The organism is Flammeovirga kamogawensis (assembly GCF_018736065.1).
Classification (GTDB): domain Bacteria; phylum Bacteroidota; class Bacteroidia; order Cytophagales; family Flammeovirgaceae; genus Flammeovirga; species Flammeovirga kamogawensis.
Genome location: NZ_CP076130.1, coordinates 268,973 through 293,236 on the forward strand (window position 1 = coordinate 268,973; position 24,264 = coordinate 293,236).

The 24,264-nt window shown below is 33.1% G+C and carries 20 protein-coding genes; 9 read left to right on the plus strand and 11 right to left on the minus strand.

Annotation, left to right across the window (positions count from 1 at the left end):
- Positions 1-10 precede the first annotated feature (10 nt).
- Both KM029_RS25355 and KM029_RS25360 read left to right on the plus strand, forming a co-directional pair.
- A complete protein-coding gene (locus KM029_RS25355; RefSeq protein ID WP_144077204.1) occupies positions 11-196 on the plus strand; it encodes a hypothetical protein in 186 nt (61 codons plus the stop codon).
- A 102-nt stretch (positions 197-298) separates the two neighbouring features.
- On the plus strand, positions 299-1,321 hold the full coding sequence (locus tag KM029_RS25360; protein ID WP_144077205.1) for an alpha/beta fold hydrolase: 1,023 nt from the start codon (positions 299-301) through the stop codon (positions 1,319-1,321).
- A 50-nt stretch (positions 1,322-1,371) separates the two neighbouring features.
- Here the strand turns inward: KM029_RS25360 and KM029_RS25365 are convergent, their stop codons facing one another.
- Positions 1,372-1,704 (minus strand): STAS domain-containing protein, encoded by a 333-nt coding sequence (locus KM029_RS25365; RefSeq protein WP_144077206.1) that lies wholly within the window; start codon positions 1,702-1,704, stop codon positions 1,372-1,374.
- Between the two features lie 251 nt (positions 1,705-1,955).
- Here KM029_RS25365 and KM029_RS25370 point away from each other — a divergent pair, with 251 nt between their 5' ends.
- Entirely contained in the window at positions 1,956-2,357 is a 402-nt protein-coding gene (locus KM029_RS25370) for a hypothetical protein (protein WP_144077207.1), read from the plus strand.
- Between the two features lie 143 nt (positions 2,358-2,500).
- Here the strand turns inward: KM029_RS25370 and KM029_RS25375 are convergent, their stop codons facing one another.
- A complete protein-coding gene (locus tag KM029_RS25375; protein WP_144077208.1) occupies positions 2,501-3,355 on the minus strand; it encodes a hypothetical protein in 855 nt (284 codons plus the stop codon).
- 242 nt (positions 3,356-3,597) lie between these two features.
- Between KM029_RS25375 and KM029_RS25380 the strand changes: the two genes are divergently transcribed.
- The 3 genes from KM029_RS25380 to KM029_RS25390 all read left to right on the plus strand — a co-directional run bounded on the left by KM029_RS25380 (position 3,598) and on the right by KM029_RS25390 (position 6,129).
- Entirely contained in the window at positions 3,598-4,197 is a 600-nt protein-coding gene (locus KM029_RS25380) for a TetR/AcrR family transcriptional regulator (RefSeq protein WP_144077209.1), read from the plus strand.
- A gap of 114 nt (positions 4,198-4,311) precedes the next feature.
- Positions 4,312-5,079 (plus strand): haloacid dehalogenase type II, encoded by a 768-nt coding sequence (locus KM029_RS25385; RefSeq protein WP_144077210.1) that lies wholly within the window; start codon positions 4,312-4,314, stop codon positions 5,077-5,079.
- Between the two features lie 120 nt (positions 5,080-5,199).
- Positions 5,200-6,129 carry a ketopantoate reductase family protein gene (locus tag KM029_RS25390; RefSeq protein ID WP_144077211.1) on the plus strand — a complete coding sequence of 310 codons (930 nt, stop codon included), beginning with the start codon at positions 5,200-5,202 and terminating at the stop codon, positions 6,127-6,129.
- A gap of 78 nt (positions 6,130-6,207) precedes the next feature.
- On the opposite strand, the gene KM029_RS25395 is transcribed toward KM029_RS25390, so the two are convergent.
- Both KM029_RS25395 and KM029_RS25400 read right to left on the minus strand, forming a co-directional pair.
- Positions 6,208-6,546, minus strand: a complete 339-nt coding sequence (locus KM029_RS25395) for a hypothetical protein (protein ID WP_144077212.1) — start codon at positions 6,544-6,546, stop codon at positions 6,208-6,210.
- Positions 6,547-6,745: 199 nt separating this feature from the next.
- Positions 6,746-8,635, minus strand: a complete 1,890-nt coding sequence (locus tag KM029_RS25400; RefSeq protein ID WP_144077213.1) for a 7TM diverse intracellular signaling domain-containing protein — start codon at positions 8,633-8,635, stop codon at positions 6,746-6,748.
- Positions 8,636-9,176: 541 nt separating this feature from the next.
- Here KM029_RS25400 and KM029_RS25405 point away from each other — a divergent pair.
- A complete protein-coding gene (locus tag KM029_RS25405; RefSeq protein WP_144077214.1) occupies positions 9,177-15,116 on the plus strand; it encodes an Ig-like domain-containing protein in 5,940 nt (1,979 codons plus the stop codon).
- Positions 15,117-15,243: 127 nt separating this feature from the next.
- On the opposite strand, the gene KM029_RS25410 is transcribed toward KM029_RS25405, so the two are convergent.
- From KM029_RS25410 to KM029_RS25440, 7 genes are all read right to left on the minus strand, one after another.
- Positions 15,244-15,948: a hypothetical protein gene (locus KM029_RS25410; RefSeq protein ID WP_144077215.1), complete on the minus strand. Its 705-nt coding sequence runs from the start codon at positions 15,946-15,948 to the stop codon at positions 15,244-15,246.
- A 33-nt stretch (positions 15,949-15,981) separates the two neighbouring features.
- Positions 15,982-17,127 (minus strand): C45 family peptidase, encoded by a 1,146-nt coding sequence (locus KM029_RS25415; RefSeq protein WP_144077216.1) that lies wholly within the window; start codon positions 17,125-17,127, stop codon positions 15,982-15,984.
- Between the two features lie 197 nt (positions 17,128-17,324).
- Positions 17,325-18,398, minus strand: a complete 1,074-nt coding sequence (locus KM029_RS25420) for an IS4 family transposase (protein ID WP_144077217.1) — start codon at positions 18,396-18,398, stop codon at positions 17,325-17,327.
- Between the two features lie 131 nt (positions 18,399-18,529).
- Positions 18,530-18,952, minus strand: coding sequence for a VOC family protein (locus KM029_RS25425; RefSeq protein WP_144077218.1), 423 nt, complete (start codon positions 18,950-18,952; stop codon positions 18,530-18,532).
- A 112-nt stretch (positions 18,953-19,064) separates the two neighbouring features.
- Entirely contained in the window at positions 19,065-19,637 is a 573-nt protein-coding gene (locus KM029_RS25430; RefSeq protein WP_144077219.1) for a Crp/Fnr family transcriptional regulator, read from the minus strand.
- A 32-nt stretch (positions 19,638-19,669) separates the two neighbouring features.
- The gene (locus KM029_RS25435; RefSeq protein ID WP_144077220.1) at positions 19,670-20,602 is read right to left on the minus strand and encodes a DUF5996 family protein; all 933 of its coding nucleotides are present in this window, start codon (positions 20,600-20,602) and stop codon (positions 19,670-19,672) included.
- 223 nt (positions 20,603-20,825) lie between these two features.
- Positions 20,826-21,536 (minus strand): DUF434 domain-containing protein, encoded by a 711-nt coding sequence (locus tag KM029_RS25440; protein ID WP_144077221.1) that lies wholly within the window; start codon positions 21,534-21,536, stop codon positions 20,826-20,828.
- Between the two features lie 253 nt (positions 21,537-21,789).
- On the opposite strand from KM029_RS25440, the gene KM029_RS25445 reads away from it, so the two are divergent.
- Together KM029_RS25445 and KM029_RS25450 are read left to right on the plus strand one after the other, a co-directional pair.
- The gene (locus KM029_RS25445; protein WP_144077222.1) at positions 21,790-23,409 is read left to right on the plus strand and encodes an arylsulfatase; all 1,620 of its coding nucleotides are present in this window, start codon (positions 21,790-21,792) and stop codon (positions 23,407-23,409) included.
- Between the two features lie 209 nt (positions 23,410-23,618).
- Complete coding sequence (locus tag KM029_RS25450; protein WP_144077223.1) at positions 23,619-24,182, plus strand: carboxymuconolactone decarboxylase family protein; 564 nt, start codon at positions 23,619-23,621, stop codon at positions 24,180-24,182.
- Positions 24,183-24,264 lie beyond the last annotated feature (82 nt).

Sequence of the window (24,264 nt, forward strand, 5' to 3'; positions counted from 1 at the left end):
TATAGAAGTTATGAAAAAGTTATTAATCACAGCGTTATTATCAATTGTATTATTTTCTTGTAGTGACGATAGTTCTGAACCTCAACCAGAAGCTGTTGACCCAGGATATGAAAACCCAACAACACCTTTAGATCCAGATTATGGGAATACTCCAGGTGTAGACGGAGACTATGGAAATGATGGTTCAGGAGAATAAATCATTTTTTAAAATATAATGATCAATACGCTAATTATTTCTTCAATTGTTATAGCGTATTGATCATAAAATAAATTGAAATACAATTAAAATTATATAACTATGACTGCTGTAAAAGAAAATAATTCAACACTTAGAAAAAGATCAGTATTAGACCGTTTTTATGCTTCATTTTTAATGACATTTACACGAGAATATAATCAGTTAGAACAGATTAGAAGAAAAAATAATTATAATAAAAATACTCCTAGTATTGCAGAACCAACAATTATAGATACAAATTATGTTGAAATTAAAGGAGAAAAAATTAGATATGCACATTATCATAATCCAGGAAAAGAAACATTAATAATGCTTTCTCCACTTCCACAAAGTATTATAGCCTATTCTCCAATTTGGAAACAAGTAACAGCACAGTTTAATGTGTATGCTTATGATCTTCCCGGTTTTGGAAGAAGTACAGGAGGTATGGAGTTCATGAACTTTAAAGCACAAGGAGAGTTTCTAAAAGAATTTATAGAGACATTTGAAATAGAAGCACCTCATATTATGGCCCCAGATATTGGAATGCCAACAGCAATTTATTATACAGGAATGTTTAAAAACGATGTAAAGAGCTTAATTGTAGGAGATGGTCCAGCTATCGATCCTTCTACGAACGGTTCTATTATTGAAAAACTTGGTTTTTCTAATTTTTGGCAGTTTTTGATAGGTAATTTTGTAGGTGCAGGGGCATTTGTAGAAGTAGGTAACCGAATAGGTTATGTGAATTATGTACCGAATGCGTATGAGTTATCGGATTATATAAAATCATATGATGGTAGATTAAAACTTTCTATTGAGTGGTTCAGAAAATATCCTGAAAGCTTAGCTACAGTTAACCCGTTGTTAGAAAAAATAGAAGTACCAACCCTCTTATTCTGGGGAGATAATGATCAGATTTTACCGTATGATAATGGGGAGAGGATTAGCAAAAGAATGAAGAACAGTACATTACATATTATTGAAAACTGTGGTCACTTTTCGTACCAAGATCAACATGAAGCATTTTCAGAATTGCTTAGTAATTGGGTAAACGGAGAGTATCAAAAAAATGATAAAAGAAAAGAGGAATTAGTAGCGTAGAGTTACTTAGTAGAAGCGATAAGTAATCTTATCGCTTCTACCATTTATAATTAATAACTGCTTACTGCAGCATCATATGTTTCGATCACATCAACAATAATATCGAAACCCGTCATTTTAATGACTTCCATAACGTCTGGTGTTACTTCGCATACCTTAAATTTGCCTTTTAAAGGTCTAACAGCCTTAGAAGCATTTAAGAAAACACGTAATCCAGAGCTACTCATATAGCCAACATCTTTTAAATTTAATAGAATATTTGCATTCCCATCTGCTACAAGATCTGCTATTTTCTGATCTAAAACTGGGGATGTGTTTGCATCTAAGTAGCCATTTACATTAATAACAGTAATATTATCTGTGTTTTGAATATCAATTTCCATTGTATAAAAGTAAGTCAGGATCTTTAATTTGTTTTTACTGAAGGTTATTATTCAGATTGCTTAATTCGAATACAAATTAGTCTATTTTTTGGATTGAAAAAAGAAAAATTTTCAATTATCGAATAGGAGTCCTCCTTTTACACATTGTTATTGATAATGGTAAAAAAAAATCAATTGATGGTGGTGACATTTTGAAGTGGCTGTTATTAGTAAATGAGAACAGAATAAAAGTATTACAAAAAAATAGAATTATGAAAAAGTTACTTATAACCATTTCGATTTTGTGTGCAAGTTTATCCATTACACAAGCAAAAATATTAGAAGACGATAAGCCTTTATCAAAAAGTACACAAGAATTATCTGAAGCACTTACACATGCAGCGGAAGATGATTATGAAATTTATGCAAAGTCTGCTCAAATTATAGTGAATTGGAATACAGATTTAGAGACAGCGAAAGAGTGGATTGATACGTCTAACGAAATAGAAGAAAATGCATTGGCCTATGAAGTATTAGGAGATTATTATTTACACCTAGGTAACAATGAAAAAGCAATAGAAAGTTATGAGAAATCTTTATCCATTGTAATGTTTGATTCTGACACTTCTTTAGAAGCTAGAGTACAACGAAAATTATTGACATTTAATAGGTAATATACAATATTAATTTATACCCAATTCATATAGATGCTATATGAGATCTCCCTTCTACATGCATAATGTGAAGGGTTTTCTTATGTGAAAAAAGCTGCCTTTTTTTTAGAGGCAGCTTTGATTATTTTTTTGAGTGAACTCAATTATTTTCCTCCATAAAATTGCATATTGATAGAGCTAAACAATTGGAAATTCCCTTGTCCAGTTCCTTGAGAATAAACAGAGTATTGAGGCTCTAAGAATAGGTTAAAAACAGTAGAGCCGACTTTAAATACTTTACCTGCACCAATACCAATAGGGAAATTATAATTGCTATTCGTAAAATCCATTGTCCATATTGGAGCACCTCTTAAGTAATTTCCTTTTCCGAGTTGGAAAAAGTAGAAAGGTTGTATTGCAGCCATGTTTTCATCTGCTTTCATGGCATCACCATTGGCATCTTTAAGTTTAGAATCTTCACCAACACCAGCAGTCCATGTAATTAAGCCACCCCATTGAAACTGTTTAGATTTCGCTACAAATAAGATAACAGCAGCACCTACTTGCCAATTATTTGCACCAATACTTACATCGTAATCATTGGTAATAAAGCCATTATTAGAAGAAGTAGCTACCCCTGTAGATGTGGGTGCAAAAACCATTGGCCCAGCACCAAATTGTACAGGCGACGATGATTCTGTAGCAAGATAAGTAGCAAATAAATTAAAATCGCCAACTCCAGTAATCGAAGTGTTTTGTGCTGGGCGGTTGGCTGTTAAGGTTGGTAATGTTGCTCTAAATAGTATTCTACCTACAGGTTGTGCATACCTAAAAGAGGTAACCATATTGGTTCCTTCTACCCCCGTTAAGTTTGTCATATAGTTAAACTGAATATTAAAAGCTTTTAAATCTGCTAATGGGTTATTTGCATTTGCAGCAGCAGCATCTTTTTTATCTTGCTCCTCTTGAGCAAATAAGAAGGATGGGATGAACAAAATAAGTAAGAGTAATTTTCTCATTTTAATGATATTAATTTGTAAAGTTATTTAGATTGAAAGGACCTTATTAAATATAGTGTAATCAAAAAAATATGTTAATTGTAAGTATATACATTCACCTTGGTTATTTAAATTGTTATACATTATATTGTTTAGTTTCAATCATATAGTTTATTCTTTTGTGTTGGTTAATATTAGTTAATGCTATAAAGTTGTAAAACATTCTGTTTGGAATGTTTTATTGATTTGCTACATTTACGATTATGGAACAGAAATTAAAATCAGAAATCACTAAACAATTAATTTTAGACACCGCGTTTAAATTATTCTATAGAGATGGTTTTAATTTGATCAGTATAAATCAAATAATGAAGGAGACAGCCCTTACAAAAGGAGCTTTTTATCATCATTTTAAAAATAAAGAAGAAATAGGCAAAGCAGTTATTACAGAAATTGTGGAGCAACGTATTGTAAAAAATATGATAGATCCTTTATATGAAGAAGGTGATATTATTGAAAAACTAAAAAACATTTTTACACTTAGGATTAAAAAATTTTCAATTTACGAAAAGGAGAAAGGGTGTCCTACAAATAACTTGATTAACGAGATAAGTGGGAACGAAGAGGTATATAGGAATGCACTTAAAGTAATTATTGATAAGTGGCGTAAAGTTCTTGTAAAAACCCTTGATATTGAGAGAGAAAAAGGAACGATAAAAAATGATGTAAACAGTAATGCTGTCGCAGTATTTTTAATCAGTTCTTTTGAAGGTGTTCGTGGATTAAGAAAACTGTATAGAGATGACGTTATTTTTGATAACTACCTTTTAGCTGTAAACCAATACATAGATCAATTAAAATAATTAAACAAACACTCAATCTAATTAAACTCTTATTTTAAAACTGTTAAACTTCCTCTAACGGGGTAATCTAATTTATATACATCCAATTTTATTGTACTCTAAACCAGCAAAAAAATGAAAACTTTATTTTTATTAATTATCACATTTCTTTTAGCCTCTTCGTTTTCTTCCAATGAAGAAATTAAAAAAGAAGCACAAATCAAGGTTATTTTTCTTGATGTCAACGAAACTATTCTTGACTTAAATAACATGAGAACCTCTGTTGCAAAAGCATTAGACGGTAGAAGTGACCTTTTGGATTTATGGTTCTCAAAAATGCTTCATTATTCTCTAGTAGCAAGTGATATTAATCGTTATGAGCACTTCGGAACAATTGGAGTTGCCACATTAATGATGGTAGCAGAAAGCCACCATATAAATCTTACTAAAGAAGATGCAAAAAAGGCAATCATAACGCCTTTAAGATCTTTGCCAGCACACCCTGATGTAAAAGAAGGATTACGAATTTTAAAAAGCAAAGGCTACAGAGTAATTACACTTACAAATTCTTCATTCGAAGGTGTAAAAACACAAATGGATAATGCGGACTTGACATCGTATCTAGATGGAATGTTAAGCATAGAAGCAATTAAAGTTTATAAGCCTCATTTAGATAGCTACAAATGGGCACTTAAACAAGCGGGAGTAAAACCAGAAGAAGCATTAATGGTAGCGGCACATGGTTGGGATATTGCGGGAGCACAAGAAGCAGGACTAAAGACTGCATTTATTGCTAGACCAGGCAAAGTACTCTATCCTTTAGTAGAAAAACCAACTTATGAAGTGAATGACCTCATTCAATTAGCTACTCTCCTTAAAGATCAATCACAAGCTATGAATTAAATAGATGTTCACTTATTGATAATTAAAAGGTTTACTCTATTTATAACAATGAGTACCTTTTATTTATCATTAATTGAACGATTACATTGTACATCTAACTTACTTTAAAAACTAATTAAAATGCGCATCGGAATTCTAGGAATCGGTGGTATTGGGGGTTTTATTGGCGCCCAATTACTTTCAGGTAATAAATATCAAAATAAAATTGAAGTGATATTTATTTGTAGAGGAGCAACTAAAAAAGCGATTAAACAAAATGGGCTACTTTTTAGATCAGACAGTAAAGAAAAGGTGATAAGGCCACACCTTGTTTCTGATGATCCTACTGAAATTGGTAAACTCGACTTACTAATCATTGCTACAAAATCATATCAATTAGAAGAGGCTATAAAACGGTATTTACCTTGCTTGCAGGAAGAAACCTTACTGCTTCCTTTAATAAATGGGGTAAATGCTAAAGAACTTATTGCAGGTTATATTCCTCATCCTGTATGTAAAATACTCGAAGGCTGTATTTACATTATTAGCAATCAGGTAGCACCAGGTCAGGTGGTTCATATGGGCGGACTTGGCAAAGTATTTTTTGGAACAACGCTCTCTCAAGATTATCACTGGCTTGAGAAACTACTAAAAGATTTTGGCGTTGATGCTAATTATACTAGAAACATAAAAGAAGTGATTTGGAAAAAATTCTTATTTGTGTCTCCAATAAGTGCTCTAACCTCATCATATGGTATAACATTCGGTCAATTAAGAAATAACGAAGATTATATGTTTATTTTTCAGAAGTTGATGAGTGAAATTTTAGATTTAGCAAACAGTTTAAAAATATACTTATCGCAAGGAGATGTAAATGATGTAATGATGATGCTCTCATCATTTCCTGAGAATGCGAAAACATCTCTGCAGTTAGATATCGAGGGAGAATCGTTACAAAACGAAAAGTCTATTTTTATTGATTATGTGATTAATAAAAGTATAAAAGAAGGGAGTAAGCATTACTATTATTCTAGAATGAATTCGCAAATTCTTTCTGCCTTTTCTTATTAAGTTCAGGCAAAAAAATAAACCCTTGATAGTACTAAATTATACTATCAAGGGTTTATTATATAGAATATTAATTCCTACTTACGAACAAGGGAATAATAACAAAGCTTCAAGAACTTGAAGTTGAGTATCAATTTGTTCTTTAGCTTCTTCAGCTTCTTCAGTAGTATCAGATGCAGCATCAATACCGTCGTTGATACATGATTTGTTGCTGTTGTAGAAATCTACCAATTTTTGAGCACCAGCTTTTTGGTCTTCACAAGATGCCTCATCATCAATGTTAGTGAATTCATCAAATTCTTCTTGTAAATCAACAATGATTTGAGTAGTGTCACATGCTGCAACTTCGTCTTCGTCTCCACAAGAAACAAAAGAAAAAGCCATTACGCTAAGTAGTAGGAAAGTGAATAAATTCTTCATCCGAATAGTTTGTTTAAAAATAATTAAAAAATATATAGCACTTCGAAAGTTTAAATATTTATACTAAAAAACAAAATATTGCATCTTAGATATTTAACATATTTATGTAACTACCTCATAATCATTAACTTTTATTTAGATTTTGTTTTTTTGTAAAGTGCTGATTGTCTATTAATTGCTAATTAAATAACTTCTGTGGTTAACTCTGCTGATAAATAAAGATCAATTCTTCCCAACCTCTTTTTAACAATTCGTCTTCAGATCCCAATTCTTCACACTTCATTTTCATAGCTTCTTTTACTTTATTGTAGAATTTCCAACAAGTGTTAGGGCGCATATTTAACATTTCCGCGAGTTTGGAAGAGGGAATATTCCCTTTGTTTGCGTATACAATAAATAACAGAAGAAAAGCATTTCTAATAGGGAAATGAAGACGGTGAAATAATGTACCGTTTGTAGCAGATTCATTATAACTACATTTTTTACATCTTCTTGCTTCATGACCTTGTCCATTAGAATAATTATTACTTCCACATTTTTTACATGCAAATACATCGTTCCATTTTATTTTAGCTAAGTATTTATAACATGAGATATCATCTGGAAATAATTCTTCAAACTCTTCGAAGCTTACCTCTTTTAATAAAACACGGGCATTAGAGAGTTCAGAAACATCATCATGTAGTTGTTCGTTTTCGATGGTTAATTTAGTGTTCATCTTCTCAATAGTACGTCTATGGTCTGTAAGCATTTTGTTTACAACTTCTAGTTCTTCGTTTTTTCTAAAGATGATTTGTTTCTGATTTTCAACTTCTTGTGTTCTATCAATTACTTTTGTTTCAATAATTTTTTCTCTTTCCTTTAAATTTGAAATGATTTTTTGCTGTGCAGCATCTTTCTCATCTTTATACATTTTAAAACTTTGTACAAGACCCAACGTCATTAAAAACACATTGATTATAAGTCCGATATTAAAGGCATAAACATAAATTATACTATCTAAATAGAGGCCATATCCTCTTAAAACAAGGAAAATAACCCCTAATACTATAGTACTGTATCCACTAATAAAATAGTTCTGTTTAAACTTTTTAGTTTTTATTAAATACAGCATATAACCAAATACAATCAAAAAAGGGATAAGGTAGGTAGGTGCTTGCCATAAGAAATGATTAAAGTCCCCGAAAAGAATTAAGTAACCAATATTTATCAGAACACTTATCCATATCACTACATAAACTTTTCTATTATCTCGTCTAATTTTTAAAAATGATGAGGTGAACAAAACTACAGAAGTCATAAATAGAGCAGGTGTAATCTGTTTTATTACATAGTTAACGTAAGGCGTATCTCCCCAAATGTATTGAAAACCTAAATTATCTTCTGATAGTCCAACTAGCATGCTACTAATTACAAAAAATGACAAGTAGATAGGATAGCGTTCTTTTAAAGTAACAAACAGCATTAAGTTATATATTGCAAGCAAGAAAAGCATACCATAAAAACCACCAAGTAAGATATACTCTCCATTGGCATATCGAATAAAAGATTTATCGTCTTTTACTTTATAAAGAAAGATGTTCTTAAAACGTGTTTTGTATTTTAGATAAATAGTAAGTGAGCTATTTTTATTAACAGGAGGGAGGGGAACAACAATGTTTTTATGCGAATACAATCTTTTATTGAATTCGATATCGTAACCACCTCTTGCTACTGCATTTATTTCATTATTATCTATTTGTTGGTACGCTTCAAAATAATCAATATGACTATCTAAAACTTCTAAGAGTAGGTGACCTTGATAGAGCCTTTCTCCACTAAAAGCCATTTTAACCCAATAGGTTTGTGCAGTATCTTGAATAATATAAAAATGGTCATCTTCAGCGTACACATTAAAAGGGTTATGAAGAGATAAAATTTCATTTAAAGAAAATGAATTACTGTTATCTTCAAAAATACCTATGGATTGCTTCTCAATAATCTGATCAATATTAGTTGTATTTAAAAAAACAGTGTCGAGTAGATGTGTTTTACCATTTACATTTATGCTAAAAAAAAGTAATGTGAATAGAAGAATTCTAAAGAGCATTTTTCTAAAATAGTTAGTGATAAATTGATTAAGAAAGATTGATAATGGGGATAATAAACTGTCTATTTTGCGATAATTGTTGTTTAGATAGCTTTCCAAATTTTCACTTTATTATTTGTTCTTGACTACCTGTATCCAATTAATAAATATTTCTATTGACGAAAAAATTTTATGAATGAAATTCTTTAAGAAGTCGGATTTTTCGACATTTTTTATGTTAAATATATATTTTTTAAATGGATAATTTTCAATTCCATTCTATTCTCTTTAAGGTGTTAAGTAATTGATGATTAGAATTTTAACGACTGTTTTTTAAGTGATAAATTGATTTTTTAGTGAATTTTGAACCTGATGAATGTTGGTATATGTTTGTTTTCAGAAGTTGCTAGCCGAAAGGCAAATCGCTATTATCTAGATAAAAATTATGAATTGAAATTGATGAGCAAACTATAGAAGGTGCACACGAACATAGTAAGCAAACCAATAACTATTGAACTTTCAGTCTCTCTAAAAAAGCAGACTAATTATTACTTAACTAAATATGAGAAAAACAACTACGACTAGTATGGCTTTTCTATGGACAATTTTGTCTGTAATAGCCATTCAATTTACCAGTTTTGCACAAGTTACAGGAGTAGGTAGCGGAAGCTATACAACTACTTTTCCAGGTACAGATGCAGCAGGTAGAAATTCATACCCATCAGGTACACCACAATTAAGTGAAAATGCTTTAGGAAACCCTGTACCTACAAACGATTGGTGGTCTACTTTAATCCAAAGTGACCATGCATCGAATTTATTTAATTACCCATTGGCAATGAAAACAACCAATGACGGTTTAGTAATGAGTTACATCTCTTGGGGTGTTTTTGATGATTTATTACCAATCGTTGTAGGTGTCGACGGGTTGAATGCATCAAGAACAACTGTAGCAGACCATAGTGATTGGACAGTTACAATGGACTGGAATGATGATACCCATCATTTTCAAGCCACTTCTGGTATAGGAATGCCTTTTGTTTATTTCAATAAATTAGATGCAGATGTTGCACAGGTAACTGTAAACCACGGTACTGTAACTGTAGCAGATGAGGTGCTTATTATTGAAAATGCAAGAGAAGGTGCTGACTTTGTTGTTTATGCGCCAGTTGGTAGTGAGTGGACTTTAGAAGGTACAACTTACTCATCAACTTTAAATGGTGAAAACTATTGGTCAATGGTAATGTTGCCCTTAACTACTTCAGATGTAAGCACTGAAGCAATTAATTATCAAAAATATGCTTATGTATTTCCTATTAATACTACCGCTAATTGGGAATATAATGAATCAACTTCTGTTCTAACTACAACATTTTCTGTAGAAACGGAGATTAAAGAAGGATCTTCTGAAGATATGCTTATTGGGTTACTTCCACATCAATGGGCTAATCTATCATCAACTTCAACACAACCATCAATTATTAACTACACATCTGTAAGAGGGGAACTCAAGATGATTGAGGGAACCTCTTTTGTAGTTGAAAATACGTTCCATGGTATATTACCAACGCTTCCTTATTTAAGCAATTATAGTGATGGATTTGATGTATCAGCTTTAAATGATAAAGTAACGGCTTTAGAAAACGAGGGGTTAGCTTCTTGGACGGATTCTTACAATGAAGGACAAGCAATGAACCGCTTGATTCAAACGGCAAGAATAGCAGATTTATCGGGCAATACTGAGACAAGAGATAAATTGGTGGCAACTGTAAAAGAACGTTTAGAAGATTGGTTAACTGCCGAAGAAGGTGAGGTTGCTTTCTTGTTTTATTACAATGAAGATTGGTCAGCATTATTAGGTTACCCTGCCGGTCATGGTCAAGATTCTAATTTAAATGATCACCATTTCCATTGGGGGTATTTTATTCATGCAGCTGCATTTATGGAACAGTATGAGCCAGGTTGGGCAGACCAATACGGAGATATGATAAACTTATTAGTAAGAGATGCCTCTTCTCCTAATAGAGATGATGATACCTTCCCTTATTTAAGAAGTTTTAGTCCGTATGCAGGACACTGTTGGGCCAATGGTTTTGCCTCTTTCCCACAAGGAAATGATCAAGAATCGACTTCTGAAAGTATGCAATTTCACTCTGCTTTAATTCACTGGGGAACGGTTACAGGCAATGATGAAATTAGAGATTTAGGTATTTACTTATACACTACAGAACAAACTGCTGTCGAAGAATATTGGTTCGATGTGAACGAGCGCAATTTTAAAGATGATCAACCTTATAGTGTAGTATCTAGGGTTTGGGGAAATAGTTATGATAATGGAACATTCTGGACAGCAGATATTGCTGCTTCTTACAATATAGAATTGTATCCAATTCATGGCGGTGCATTGTATTTAGGACATAATACGGAATACGTAGATAAATTATGGAATGAAATGTCTGTAAATACAGATGTATTGAACAAAATAGATAACCCAAATCTATGGTACGATGTGATGTGGAGCTACTTATCTTTTACAGATCCTGCTAAAGCAATTGATTTGTATAACGACTATCCAGAAAGAGCAATGAAATTTGGTGTGGCAGATGCACAAACTTATTACTGGTTGCATAATATGAATGCAATGGGTAAAGTAGATGCAACTATTACTGCTGATTACCCAATGGGTGTTGCTTTTAATAAAGAAGGAGAGATGACGTATGTGGCTCATAATTATGGAGATACAGAGATTACGGTTTCTTTTTCTGATGGATACGAACTAACTGTACCCGCAAATTCTACGGCAACAAACAGAGATGTTGATATAGAAGGTATTTTAGTGAGCAGTTTTGATCAGGCGGCTGTAAATGGAGCTGTTGATTTAACAGTAACTGTTGATGGGGCTTCTCCTACAAAAGTAGAATTCTTTGATAAAGGACAACTTTTAGGAGAAGTGACTTCATCACCATATACGTTTAAAGCGGAAAATTTAGCTGCAGGTGAGCATCAATTTTATTCAAAAATCTATAATGAAGATGTGTTTGGTGTTTCTAATATTGTATCAGTTATTGTTGGTTTGCAAGTGCCTTTTGGAGGAGAGCCAACTGTAATTCCAGGTGCTTTAGAAGCAGGTAATTTCGATACCTTCGAAGGAGGTTTAGGTCAGGGTGTAACATATAGTGATCAGTCTGCTTTTAATGAAGGAGACTTCCGTAAAGAGGAATATGTAGACAATGTGTATGATGAAGCAGAAGGAGCCACTGTAGGATGGACTGCAGCTGGAGAATGGATGGAATATACCGTAGAAGTAGAAACATCTGGTTTATATACTGTTTCATTTAGATACGCTTCTGATAATGCAACAGGCGGACCTTTCTCTATCTCTTCTGATGGCGAAGTTGTAGCCGATGCTATTTCGGTAACGTCTACTGGCGGATGGGGCACATGGGCAACAGGTGTTGTAGAAAATGTTCCATTGTCAGCAGGAAAACACATTTTAAGAGTAGCTTTTGGTGATGGAGGTTTCAACTTAGGTCGCTTAACTTTTGAGCTTTCTGGAGATTTACCATACAGTCAGCCAGTGGCCGATGCAGGAGACGATTTAATTATCGATTTATCTGGCGATGATACCATTTTAGATGCATCAAACAGTACAGATCCTGATAATGGAACACTGACGTATGCGTGGTCGCAAGTATATGGCCCGAGTGTAATTGAATTTTCGGATGCATCAAGCGCAATGCCAACGATCTACGCTTTAGTAGAGGGGACATATTTAGTGGAGTTAACAGTAAGTAATGGAGAATACACAAGTACAGATGAGTTGCTTTTAGTAGCTACTACAGACGGAACAATTGCTCCATCAGTTAGTTTAACTGCACCAATGGATCAAGCATCATTTTATATTAATAAAGATATAACACTTTCTGCTACAGCCACTGATTTAGACGGTACTATTGCACAAGTTGAATTCTTTGTTGATGATGAACCTGTAGGAACTGTAACTGAAGCACCTTTTAATGTAGTTTGGGTTGCATCTGAAGCAAAAGAATATACAATCCATGCAGTAGCAACAGATAATGATGGAAAATCTACAACCGCTCCATCTGTTCGTATTGTTACAGAAGATGCACCTCCATGTAGAGGTACTAGCGAAAACGGAGATTATGACTTTGAGTTTTCTGATGCAGCAGAGAATCCTACTTTAACATTCATTCCAAACCAAACAGGAATGGGTTCACCAGTATGTATTTTATACTTATCAGTTAATGGAGGTGGCTATGGTGGTTATTCTGCAACAGCAGGAGAACCATTCCAAGTTAATGCAGCAAATGGTAGCACAATATCGTTTTATTATACCTATACGCATCCAGCTGGTGGAGAAAGAAATACATCTGCAAATCCAAATCATTATATAGTTGGATCTTGCGAAAACATAGTTGTAGATACCACAATTCCTACTGTAGCGATTACCTCTCCAGAAAAAGGAGCATTTATAAAAGAAGGTACAGCACTTACAATTACTGCATCTGCTAATGATGAAGACGGTACAGTTGCACAAGTAGAATTCTTTGCAAATGGTAATTCTATTGGAGTAGTAACAGAAGCACCTTATGAAGTTGAATGGACTTTGTTGAAAGGAAAAGTTTCCTTGACGGCTCAAGCAACTGATAATGATGATAAAGTTGGTACTTCTATGGAAGTTAATATTGAAGGAACTTCGGCTTCAGCTTGTTATGAAGGTGTGGCAGCTAATGGCGATTTTGCTTACCTTTTCTCAGAAGATTTAGAGAACCCTACATTAACCTTACAACCACAAATTAGTGGTGCAGGAAGTAGCGTTTTAATTCTTTATTATTCTGTAGATGGTGTAGATAAAGGAGGCCACAATGCAACGCCAAATGAGCCTTTCCAATTAACAGCGGCAGAAGGTAGTACAATTACTTTCTATTATACCTATTCTCATCCGGAAGGAGGAGAGCGTAACACAATTGAAGATATAAAATCTTTTGAGGTGGGAAGTTGTAATGATAGTGATGATGACGATGTTGTTGACCCAGAACCAAATGAGTTGTCAGTTTCTATACAAGCTCCAGTAAATGATAAAGTATTAATTTATGGTAAGGAAGTAGCTATTACTGTAACTACTGCAACTGAAAATGATGCCATTAAGCAAGTTGAATTTTTTGCTAATGATGTTTCAATAGGTATCGAAACGGAAGCACCTTATACATTGTTATGGTCTACAGACGTAAATGGAGCAGTTGCACTAAAAGCAATTGTGAGTGATATTAATGATAATACTGCTACTTCTGAAGTTGTAAACTTAACAGTTGGTAAAGTAACGCCTTATGGAGGAACAGCTTCTGCTATTCCTGGTGTAATTGAAGCGGCAAATTATGATGTATTTGAATTAGGAAATGGACAAGGAGTTACTTATTTCGATACTTCAGAAAATAACGAAGGAGATTACAGAACAGGAGAATTTGTAGATGCTGTTTTAGGTGATGAAGAAGGAGCGACCATCGGATGGGTTGCACCTGGAGAATGGTTAAGATATACAGTTGATGTTGCCACAAATGGATTGTATTCTTTTGAGTTTAGATATGCATCAGACAACCAAGTAAGCAGAGGACCATTTTATCTTGAAGTAGATGGCTACAAGGTGACAGGTGATATTGATGTAAGTACAACTGCAGGATGGAATAGTTGGGAAAGTAAAAAAGTTTCTGACATAGAGCTTTCAGCAGGTGAACACGTATTAAGAGTAGTATTTATTGGAGGTGAATTTAACGTAGGTAAAATGACGTTCACTTTAGATGAAGAAATCGTAAACCTATCGCCATCAGTTGCTTTAACTACAGCATCAGAAGCCACTTCTTTTGAAGTAGGAACAAGCATTATACTTAATGTAGATGCAACAGATGCAGATGGTACAATCGAAAAGGTAGAATACTTTATTGATAATGTATCAATGGGAGAATTTACATCAGCGCCTTATTCATTATCTTGGTTAGCAGAGGAAGTGGGAACTTTTGAAGTTACTGCAGTTGCTACAGATAATCAAGGAGAAACATCTGAATCATCTTTAACAATAGAGATTACAGCTATTGCTGGTGATGACACAGATGGAGATGATGATACAGATAATGACGATACGGACGAGGATTCAGATAATGACGATGACACGGATAATCCTGATGATTCTGACGATGATACTGATGAAGATGATATAGATAATGATAACGGAGAAGTGACCGCAATTGATGCGAATGAAGTTATAGTATCGTATTATCCAAACCCAGTAACTCACTCGTTAACGATTGACCTTCCTGAATTAAATCAAAAGGTTGTTGTATTTAATTTAGACGGAAAAGTAATTGGTACTTTTGAATTAGGACAAGGTAAATCAGTTATTGATATGTCAATGTATCAATCTGGAATTTACTTTATCAATATCCAAAGTGATCAATACACAACGCAATTAAAAATTGTAAAACAATAAACTAAATCTATCGCTAAGTTATTATTAAATAGCTTGGTAAGAGAGATTTTGATCTAAGAAGACGACATAAAAACACCCTGCTAATACATTATTAGCAGGGTGTTTTTTATTTTTATAAATAGTTTTTTTACAAGAAGATGGATATACCAGTTCTAACAGTATTACCATAGTTTTGTGACGTTGTCACAGTGGTAGTCCACTGTAAGTTTTTACTAATTGTGACATACGATCCTAACTCAAAAGAAAGGTCTGTACCAGAATTTCTAAAGTCAGGAAGCTGAATTGCTGGGGTAGCTCTAATGAAAAACTTATCGTTTATTTGAATAGGAGTTACCACTTGAAAACTCATACCGTGTTGTACAGCTCCTTTAAAATTAGATCTATACTGATAAGAAATGATTGGAAAGAATTGCACTTTTTCCCATGCCATAACTCCAAGAAGTACACCAGGACTAATCATCCACATATCATCGGTTCCACCAGGTGCAATAACATCTACACTAGCACCCCAAGTACCCATTACTTTATCATATTGCTTGTTCACCACATGGAATACTCTTAATCGAGCATTTTCTATATTTACCTTGCCTGTATTGTTGTCATACATAACAGGTAATTCACCAACAATCATTGTTCTACCATCTGCTGATGCTTTATCAATTGAAAATCTCATACCAGCACCATTATCAGATAACTCACCCTCTGCCATCACAGATGTATAAAGGTTGGTTGGTTTAGCATTATCAATTTCAGGAGTTGTATCTTGAGCTGTAACTGTAAATGATACTATCGATAACATTGCAATTGCAATTGATTTATATAACTTTTTCATTTTTATATTTGTTAGATCTATTTATTAATGGAACTACTTACTATTTGTATTTGTATTTAACTCGATTTTAGTATACTCTACAAATCGAGGATTGTCTGGAGTGATATAAGCAACACCATTTGCTACATCAAAAATCATTGTTTGTACTGTTACAAATGTGGATTCGGGAGCATCTTTAGAAATATTGATAGGGCGAACACTAAACACATGTTGCATTGCTCCTACAGTTAATTCAGGTGAATATTTTAAGAAAGAACGAGCAGCTTCTTCTCTTGCAAAAGTATTTGATGTATAACTGTTAGCAGTGTAGATATCAAATTTCTTTAGTATTGCATCTTTAGTAGCTTGCGTGTGGTTTGCACTATAGCTACCTCTATCATCGTGATTAGCTACTTCCATACGGTCTTCAAAAAGTCGGACAGCATAGTGATTACCTTGGTCATCAGCAATCGTAAAATTAATAGGTGATGGCGTTCCAAAGCCTTTTATTTTTTCTAAGAATTCATCAGCCGATTTACATTGTACAGCCATGGCAAAAACCGCATCGGTAGAGACAATATTATCTTTCCCTAGAGTAGTACCTGATTCCAAATCTATGATTGTATTAAGAACAATGCCTACATGTTCGCCCATTCCTTGAAAGTGAGCTCCATCTGTAGGAATAAATAAAGAATTTTTGGTTCTAATCATCACAGTAGGAGCACCTTCTAGAAAATCAATACCCATATCGTTGTTCTGACCAACAATACCATTATTAAAAGCCATTGATGTGCAACCTTTTAATGCTTGCTTAATTTTTATTTTCCCATATTCAGAAACTTCTACATCAACATAGCTTGCTTCAGCAAATAATTGAACAACATCTACTCCTCTCAATTTTGCTTGTATTTCCATCATTGCCACATATTCTGGAGCAATTTTTCTATTGTTTTCTACTACGGCAGCATATTGTTCTAGAACCTCTGAAGGAACAGTATCTCTATCAATTTTAGAAAGGTATTCTGCAAGTTCATAATCAGTCTTATCAGTAAAGTCAATAACTTCTACAGTTGTTTGTACAGGTTGGCGTTGTGCATTAAAGTAGTCTAGGTTATCTCCAGCAACTTGAGCATTAGAATATTTTACACCAACAATTAACATTAATATGGATAAGGCGAGAGATAAAATAAATTTTTTCATGATATTTTTTAAATTTTTGATTCATTATTCGTTTCACTAAGAGAAGTGAAAACAGGTAAAAGAATCCCTATCATGTTAACTTATATTGGCACTTTAATTAATGCTTTACAATAGGGTTTGGCAACTCTGTTAGTTTTTGATCAAAAAAAATAGCTTAGATAAAAAGGAGGCTATACTCTTTTCTATCCAAGCTATTTCTAAGTACATGACAAAAATCGATTAGCTACAAAATTATAATCATTAGTATCCTTCTTCATCAATTCATTTGAAATATATTCTAAGCCATATTTGAAAAAACTTTTAGCTCTTCTACCATGTTTTAAAACTCGTATTTCTTTCACCTTTTGATGGAGATAAATGCCCATATTATAAGACCATACAAATGATAAAGCAATGATATATAGTAGTTTATTGATCCTGCTGTAGTGAATTAAATGGGTATCTTCCAAATTAAATCCTGAAGATTTAAATGCTTTGAACATTGTTTCGATTTGCCATCTATTCTTGTACATTTCAAAACTTTGATCTGTTTTATTGTAGGATGCAATCATTAAAAATTTAAGTACTCCTTTCTCATAATATTTCATACCTGAAAAATACACAAGGGTATTGTTGATACTAACAATTGAAGGGTGGAAATAAGGTGTATTCAACTTTTGGGATCTTAAAATCCAATGCCCTTTAATTACTCTTTTCCCTTTTAATGTAATATCAAAGTTATCTCTAAATCGAATAAAAAAAGGTATTTGATGAGCTATTAAATAATCCCACCATCTGCCACCAATAAATTCTCTATCAGCAGTAATATACTCAATACATGATAGATCAAAAAGAAGATGAAATCTATCAAAAAGTTCTATCCTTTCAGCTTCACTAGAATTTCCTCTTTTATCACCTAAGATGGTCCACAAAATTGGAAGACCTACACCATGATAAATCACACTTAAATACAAAATATTGATATTCAGTTGTCCAAATTTCCAATTTGTACGATCTAACGATAATCGTAATGGGCCTTGAATTGGTAACATCTCTAATAAAAGCTTTGAAAATAGAGTTTCATCTAGTTCAAATTCTGAGAAAAAACGTTGAATTCTTCGAAGCTTAGATTCAAGTTTTGCAGAGGATGAAAATCCTTGTGATAATCTATTAAAATTAACAGTCTGTACTTTCAAAAGGCTTAGAATTAAGCAACAAAGACAAGTTAACCTTGCCTTATTAAGCGTTAATGTTTTTGATAAAATATCAAATAATGGTGTATATTCGTTCATGCTAATCAGGTTTAGTTCAATTTTTTGTGTGGTAACTCAAAATTAAACATTTTATCTGATTAGCTTTTTTTTGTCATGTACTTAGAAGCTATTTAAGTAAATATTTTAGACGTAGTTTAAATAAACGTGTTTTATTCTACAGAGAATAACCCGACTCTATTGCCTTCAGAATCAATAATAATTGCAATATATCCAGCATCAACATCTTTAGAACCAGTTTCTATCTTCGTTTTACCAAGTTCAATCTTACCTCCACATTTTTCTACCTTATGGAGTACGTTCTGAATATTCGGGTTTGCATTTATATAAACCATTGTTCCATTTGTAGAAGGCTTATTCTTTTTAGATTGAGATAAAACTCCTGTTACTCTATTTGATTTTGCTTGAGGAACCTTTGGATCGAATGGAAAGAACGCCGCCTCTTCTTCTCCATCAACTCTTTTAATCATAGAAATTTCTAAGATTGATTCGTAGAATTGTTGTGCTCTGTCAAGGTTTTGAACTGCAATTTCAAACCAAGTTATTACGTTGTTTTCTAAATTAATCTTTTCCATTTATATAGTATTTTATAATTGATATGTTCATAAAACAGTTTTGTTTTATACTGAATTAATACTGCAAATATCACTAGTATAAATGAAGTCAACCTGTGACAAACGTCACAATCTACGATTCCATTCTTCTTTTTCGTATTCTGCTAAGCGTTTCTCTAGAGACACCTATAAAAGAGGAAAGTTGAGATAAAGAGACCCTGAGTATAAGGTTTGGGTAATTTTTTTCTATGTATTCTAATCTTTCTTGAGGGCTATAAAGACTAAATAGATTTAAAAATTCTTCTTGTTTTGTGGCAAAAACTCTTAAACAGTTTCTACCAAGATCTTCAATTTCTTTATTTTCTTTAGCCAGTTCAAATAGAAGCTTTTTATCAAATACTATAGTTGATAAAGAACTACATGCACTGATATTGAATTTAGATTTTTCGCCTGTTCCAAAACTATTTACGTTTGTCGCAATTTCATTTTCGAAAAAAAAGCCTGTGTTTTTTACTACACCATCTACTTCGTAATAGCTTTTACAAAAGCCATCTACAATGTAAAAAAGAGCATTACATACTTCTCCTTCTTTAAGCAGCATGTCATTTTTAGCATATGTTTTAAGGGTTAAAGCACTTTGTAATTCTTCCCAACTTTTAGTCGAAAAATCATTAAGTGATTGAATATAATTTAGTAATTCATCCATAAGGATATTTATAAAAAATCTGACTGAAATTCTTATTTATTAAATTTTGTTCTTTCTAATTCATTCCTTTCCCAATTTGCAGTGTTTGCTGCAGCTTCATAAGTTGTCTGTAAAAAGGAATAAAGCATTTCTTCTGGGTTCTCAGCTTTTATAACATCTTCATATTTTAAGAAAAATTCTCCCATTTCTGTACTATAAAAAGCGTCACTTGGTAAAACTTTTTGTTCTCCAAATGTTGGTGCACTAGGGTAAGCATAGGCATAAAATGCAGGAGAAGGAAATCCCTCAGATCCAGGCCAAAAACCAGCACTACTTACTTCTTTCGAATAGGCTTCTTGCATAACTTTTTGAGGCATGTTTGGCATCTGACCTTGGTGTAATGGAGCATCTTTACCAGAGAAACGAGTTACAGCTAAATCAAATGCACCCCAGAATAAGTGTACAGGACTACATTTTCCTATAAAATCACTTCTAAAATCAGCAAAAACACTATTTACTTTTACCATAGCTTTCCATAGATCATTTGCTACTTTAGGATCGTAAGATTTATTTGTAGTGTTTTCTTTAAATGGAATGGCCACCTCTAATTCGTTTGGGCTACCATGTATGGTTACATCAATCCCTAAGTTATCTAATTCATCAAATAATAGCGTATAAAATTTAGCTACTGTCATAGGTTTTAATGCTATACTCACCGTTGTTTTACCTGTACATTCAATAAACAGCTTATTTTGTTCAAAGTCAAAATCAATTTGAAAAACCTTACCTTGATATGGAATACTTTGGGTAGTATATCCATGAGAGGAAATATATAAAGTGGTATGCCATGAATGGTTTTGCCAAGGCATAGTTTTTAATCTTATTTTACCAACAATCTGAATCCATTGATGAAGGGTAGCAAGAGTGTCTTTCATCTCGTTAAAGTTTAAGACTGGCCACTTGTTTTTATTAATTTCTGATGACATTTTTCTTGGGTTAATGGATAGATGATTTCGGGTTATGCTATTCTTATTCTTGTAGAAGAAAAGCATTTATAAAAGTTACCATAAATTCTTTACTAAGAAAAGATAAATTGGTTTTTACTTGATATCGTTAATAGGTTAGAAGTAGAAAGCCGTTAATGTTGAAATCAACGACTTTATTTTTTATTAATGTGATGTGAACCTAAATGAGTTTTTCAATTGTAGCTTATACAGTAATTGTATTTGCCTCTTTTATATAGTTTTCAATAATAAATGCCCCAAGGTTAGACCATTTATTAGCGTTGTCAATAATCCAACCATCTGATGAAACTACAATGTGTTCACTTTTAGCAAGTACTTTATCAGGGTCAAAAACAAGTTCAACTTCCCATGGGAAATTATACGTTTTACTTAATTCTAATAACCTTGTTTTTAAAGAACCACTATTAGAAACTGGTTGATCAAAATACCATTTTACAGTACTAATATTCAACTCATTTAATACATTACCTATTAAGCACAATGCCTCTTCGGTTTTTGTAACTCGTTTATAAGTACCATGTACACTAGAAATATCTCTATATAAACCATCTCTAGCTTTAAAAATATAAGCACCCGACAAAGCATTTTCTAATAAAATCAATAGATTAAAACCATCTATTTCTATTGCTTTCCCTTTTAAGTCAGCACACTCAATTTCTGTTGTCGAACGATCAGTTACTTTATTATGATTACAACTAATTCTAGAGAGGGCATCATGCTGCCTTTTATTTAATCTGTATTTATGCCCCACTAATTGTAGTGTAGAACTCTCAGGATAACCTCTTGTAAGTAAATAGCAAAGATCATCGGTGGCTTCTTTAATAACGTCAATCCATTTTGTTGAGAAGAGTGTATCATCATTAGATTGTTTTCCTCTATTTCTAGTTGTACTCAAGTGCTTAGTAGTTTATTTGATTTAGGTATTTTTTCTTGATAGAAGTTCTATGCTTATCAAATTTAATAGAATTGTATTTTGTATCACTTACTAAGTACATATAATTTAGGTTGCAAGGCAATCAATTTGATATATAGAGAGAATGTGGCTTTTTACTAAGATGTTCTTTTTCGTAAGTCAAATGTTGTTTTATAAAAATCTGTTAAAAAGAACTACCGTTAAACTAGCTATCAACAAAAAAAACACTTTGATTATGAAAACAAATCTATTCACATTATTAGCAGTATTAGTTGGCTTATCAGCCTTCGGACAAAATAAAGCAACTAAAAAATTAAAAGGAAGTAAGCCAAATATTATCATGATTGTTTCTGACGATACAGGTTGGGGCGATTTCGGATCTTATGGCGGTGGCGAAGGTAGAGGAATGGCTACTCCTAACTTTGATAGAATGGACCAAGAAGGAATGCAATTCTGGGATTTTTACGGTCAGCCATCTTGTACACCGGGTAGAGCAGCAATGCAAACAGGTAGAATTCCAAACCGATCGGGTATGACAACAGTTGCTTTTCAGGGGCAAGGCGGTGGTTTAGCTCATGGAGAAATAACAATAGCCGATGTGCTTAAAAGTGGTGGTTATAACACTTACTTTGCAGGTAAATGGCACTTAGGTGAGTCTGATTATGCAATGCCTACGGCACATGGTTACGATAAAATGGAAAGTGTAATTCTTTATCACTTAAATGCGTATACTTATACAATGAAGTCGTTCCACCCAGGTATGACGGACGAACAAATAGCGTTCTATAAAAAAGCAACTACAGGTATTTTAGAGGGTGAAGCAGGGCAACCTGTTAGAGAAATCTCTAAGGTAACAGAAGAAAATTTACCTGAATTAGATGTAATGATGACAGATAATGTGATCAAACAATTAGATACTTATGCTAAAGACAAAGATAAGCCATTCTTTATGAGTGTAAACTTTGCGAAAAATCATCAACCAAATATACCAGGTAAAGATTTTGTAGGTAAATCTGCTGCAAAAACTAAATATGCAGATGCTGTTTGTGAATTAGATCATCACGTAGGTCAAATTTTAGATGAAGTTGAGCGTTTAGGAATATCAGAAAATACATTAATCTTATTTACTGTAGATAATGGTGCGTGGCAAGATGTTTACCCAGATGCAGGTTACACTCCTTTTAGAGGAACTAAAGGAACAGATAGAGAAGCGGGTTCTAGAGTGCCAGCTTACGCAATGTGGAAAGGAGTAATAGAGCCGGGTGCAGATAATTACAATATTGTTGGAGGGTTAGATTACTTAGCCACTTTTGCAAACCTTGCAGGTGTAGAAGTACCAACTGAAGATAGAGATGGTAAACCAACAGTTTTTGATAGTTACGATATGACTCCTTTATTAACTGGTGATAATGATGCCTTTAAAAGAGATACATGGTTCTACTTCACAGAACAAGAATTGTCTCCTGGAGCAGTAAGAGTTGGACGTTGGAAAGCAACTTTTAATTTAAGAGGTGACAATGGTGCTGTAGCAGGATCAACAGATAGTCCTAACCAATCTTTAGGATGGACTGGCCCTGAAAAATATGCAGCAACAACACCTGCAATCTATGATTTATGGTCTGATCCTCAAGAACGTTATGATGTGTTCATGACATCATTTACTGAAAACACTTGGACGTTGCCTATTTTTATTAAAGAGATGACAAAATTACAATCAACGTATGAAAAATATCCTCCTCGTCCAGTTCAATCTGAGGCATATGATGGAGTAATGACAATAAAAAGATTTAATGATTTACGAAAAATAAACACCGAATTGAAAAAAGAAGGTGCTGATTTCGAAATCAAGAAATAACAATAACCTATTTAAATTTATAGTATTAGCTGTTGATCTTTTTAAGGTCAACGGCTTTTTTAATGTTCAAGAGTTTTGAAATAGGACCTCATAATTATTGTATTAATCAAAAGTCCATACCCTTGAACTTTTTGTCCATTTGATTAAGCATTTGATTATTGAAATTTGTAGAAGACAAAACAAAAAGACACCTAATAATCAAATCAATCATGGAAAATTTCACAATCCACACACTAGAATCAGCACCAAAAGAAAGTCAACCTTTTTTAGAGGAAAAGGTAAAAGCTTACGGGTATTTACCAAACTTAACGGCAACTTTAGCAGAATCTCCGGAGTTGCTAGAAGCCTATTTAATGTTGCATGATTTTTTTGTGAAAACATCTTTTGATAAGGACGAATTAACAGTTGTATGGCAAGCAATTAATGTAGAAAATGATTGCCATTATTGTGTGCCAGCACATACAGCAATTGCTAATATGATGAAAGTTGATCCAGAAATAACTAAGGCTTTAAGAGATCAAACCCCTTTACCAACAGAGAAGTTAGAAGCTTTAAGAAACTTTTCACTTGCAATGGTAAGAGAAAGAGGTTTTGTTTCTGATGAAGAATTAGAAGCCTTCTATTCTGTAGGTTATACCCATAAAAATGTTTTAGAAGTAATTTTAGGGTTAGCACAAAAAACGATTAGTAATTATACGAATCATGTTGCGAAAACACCTTTAGATAAAGTGCATAGCAAATACGCATGGAGTAAAGCGACAATAGTAGAGTAAAAGACAATTGTAGTATTTTAGAAAGGCAGGGATTTACGGAATGTAGGTTCTTGCTTTTTTTAATAAAAAAGGCTGCCTTTTA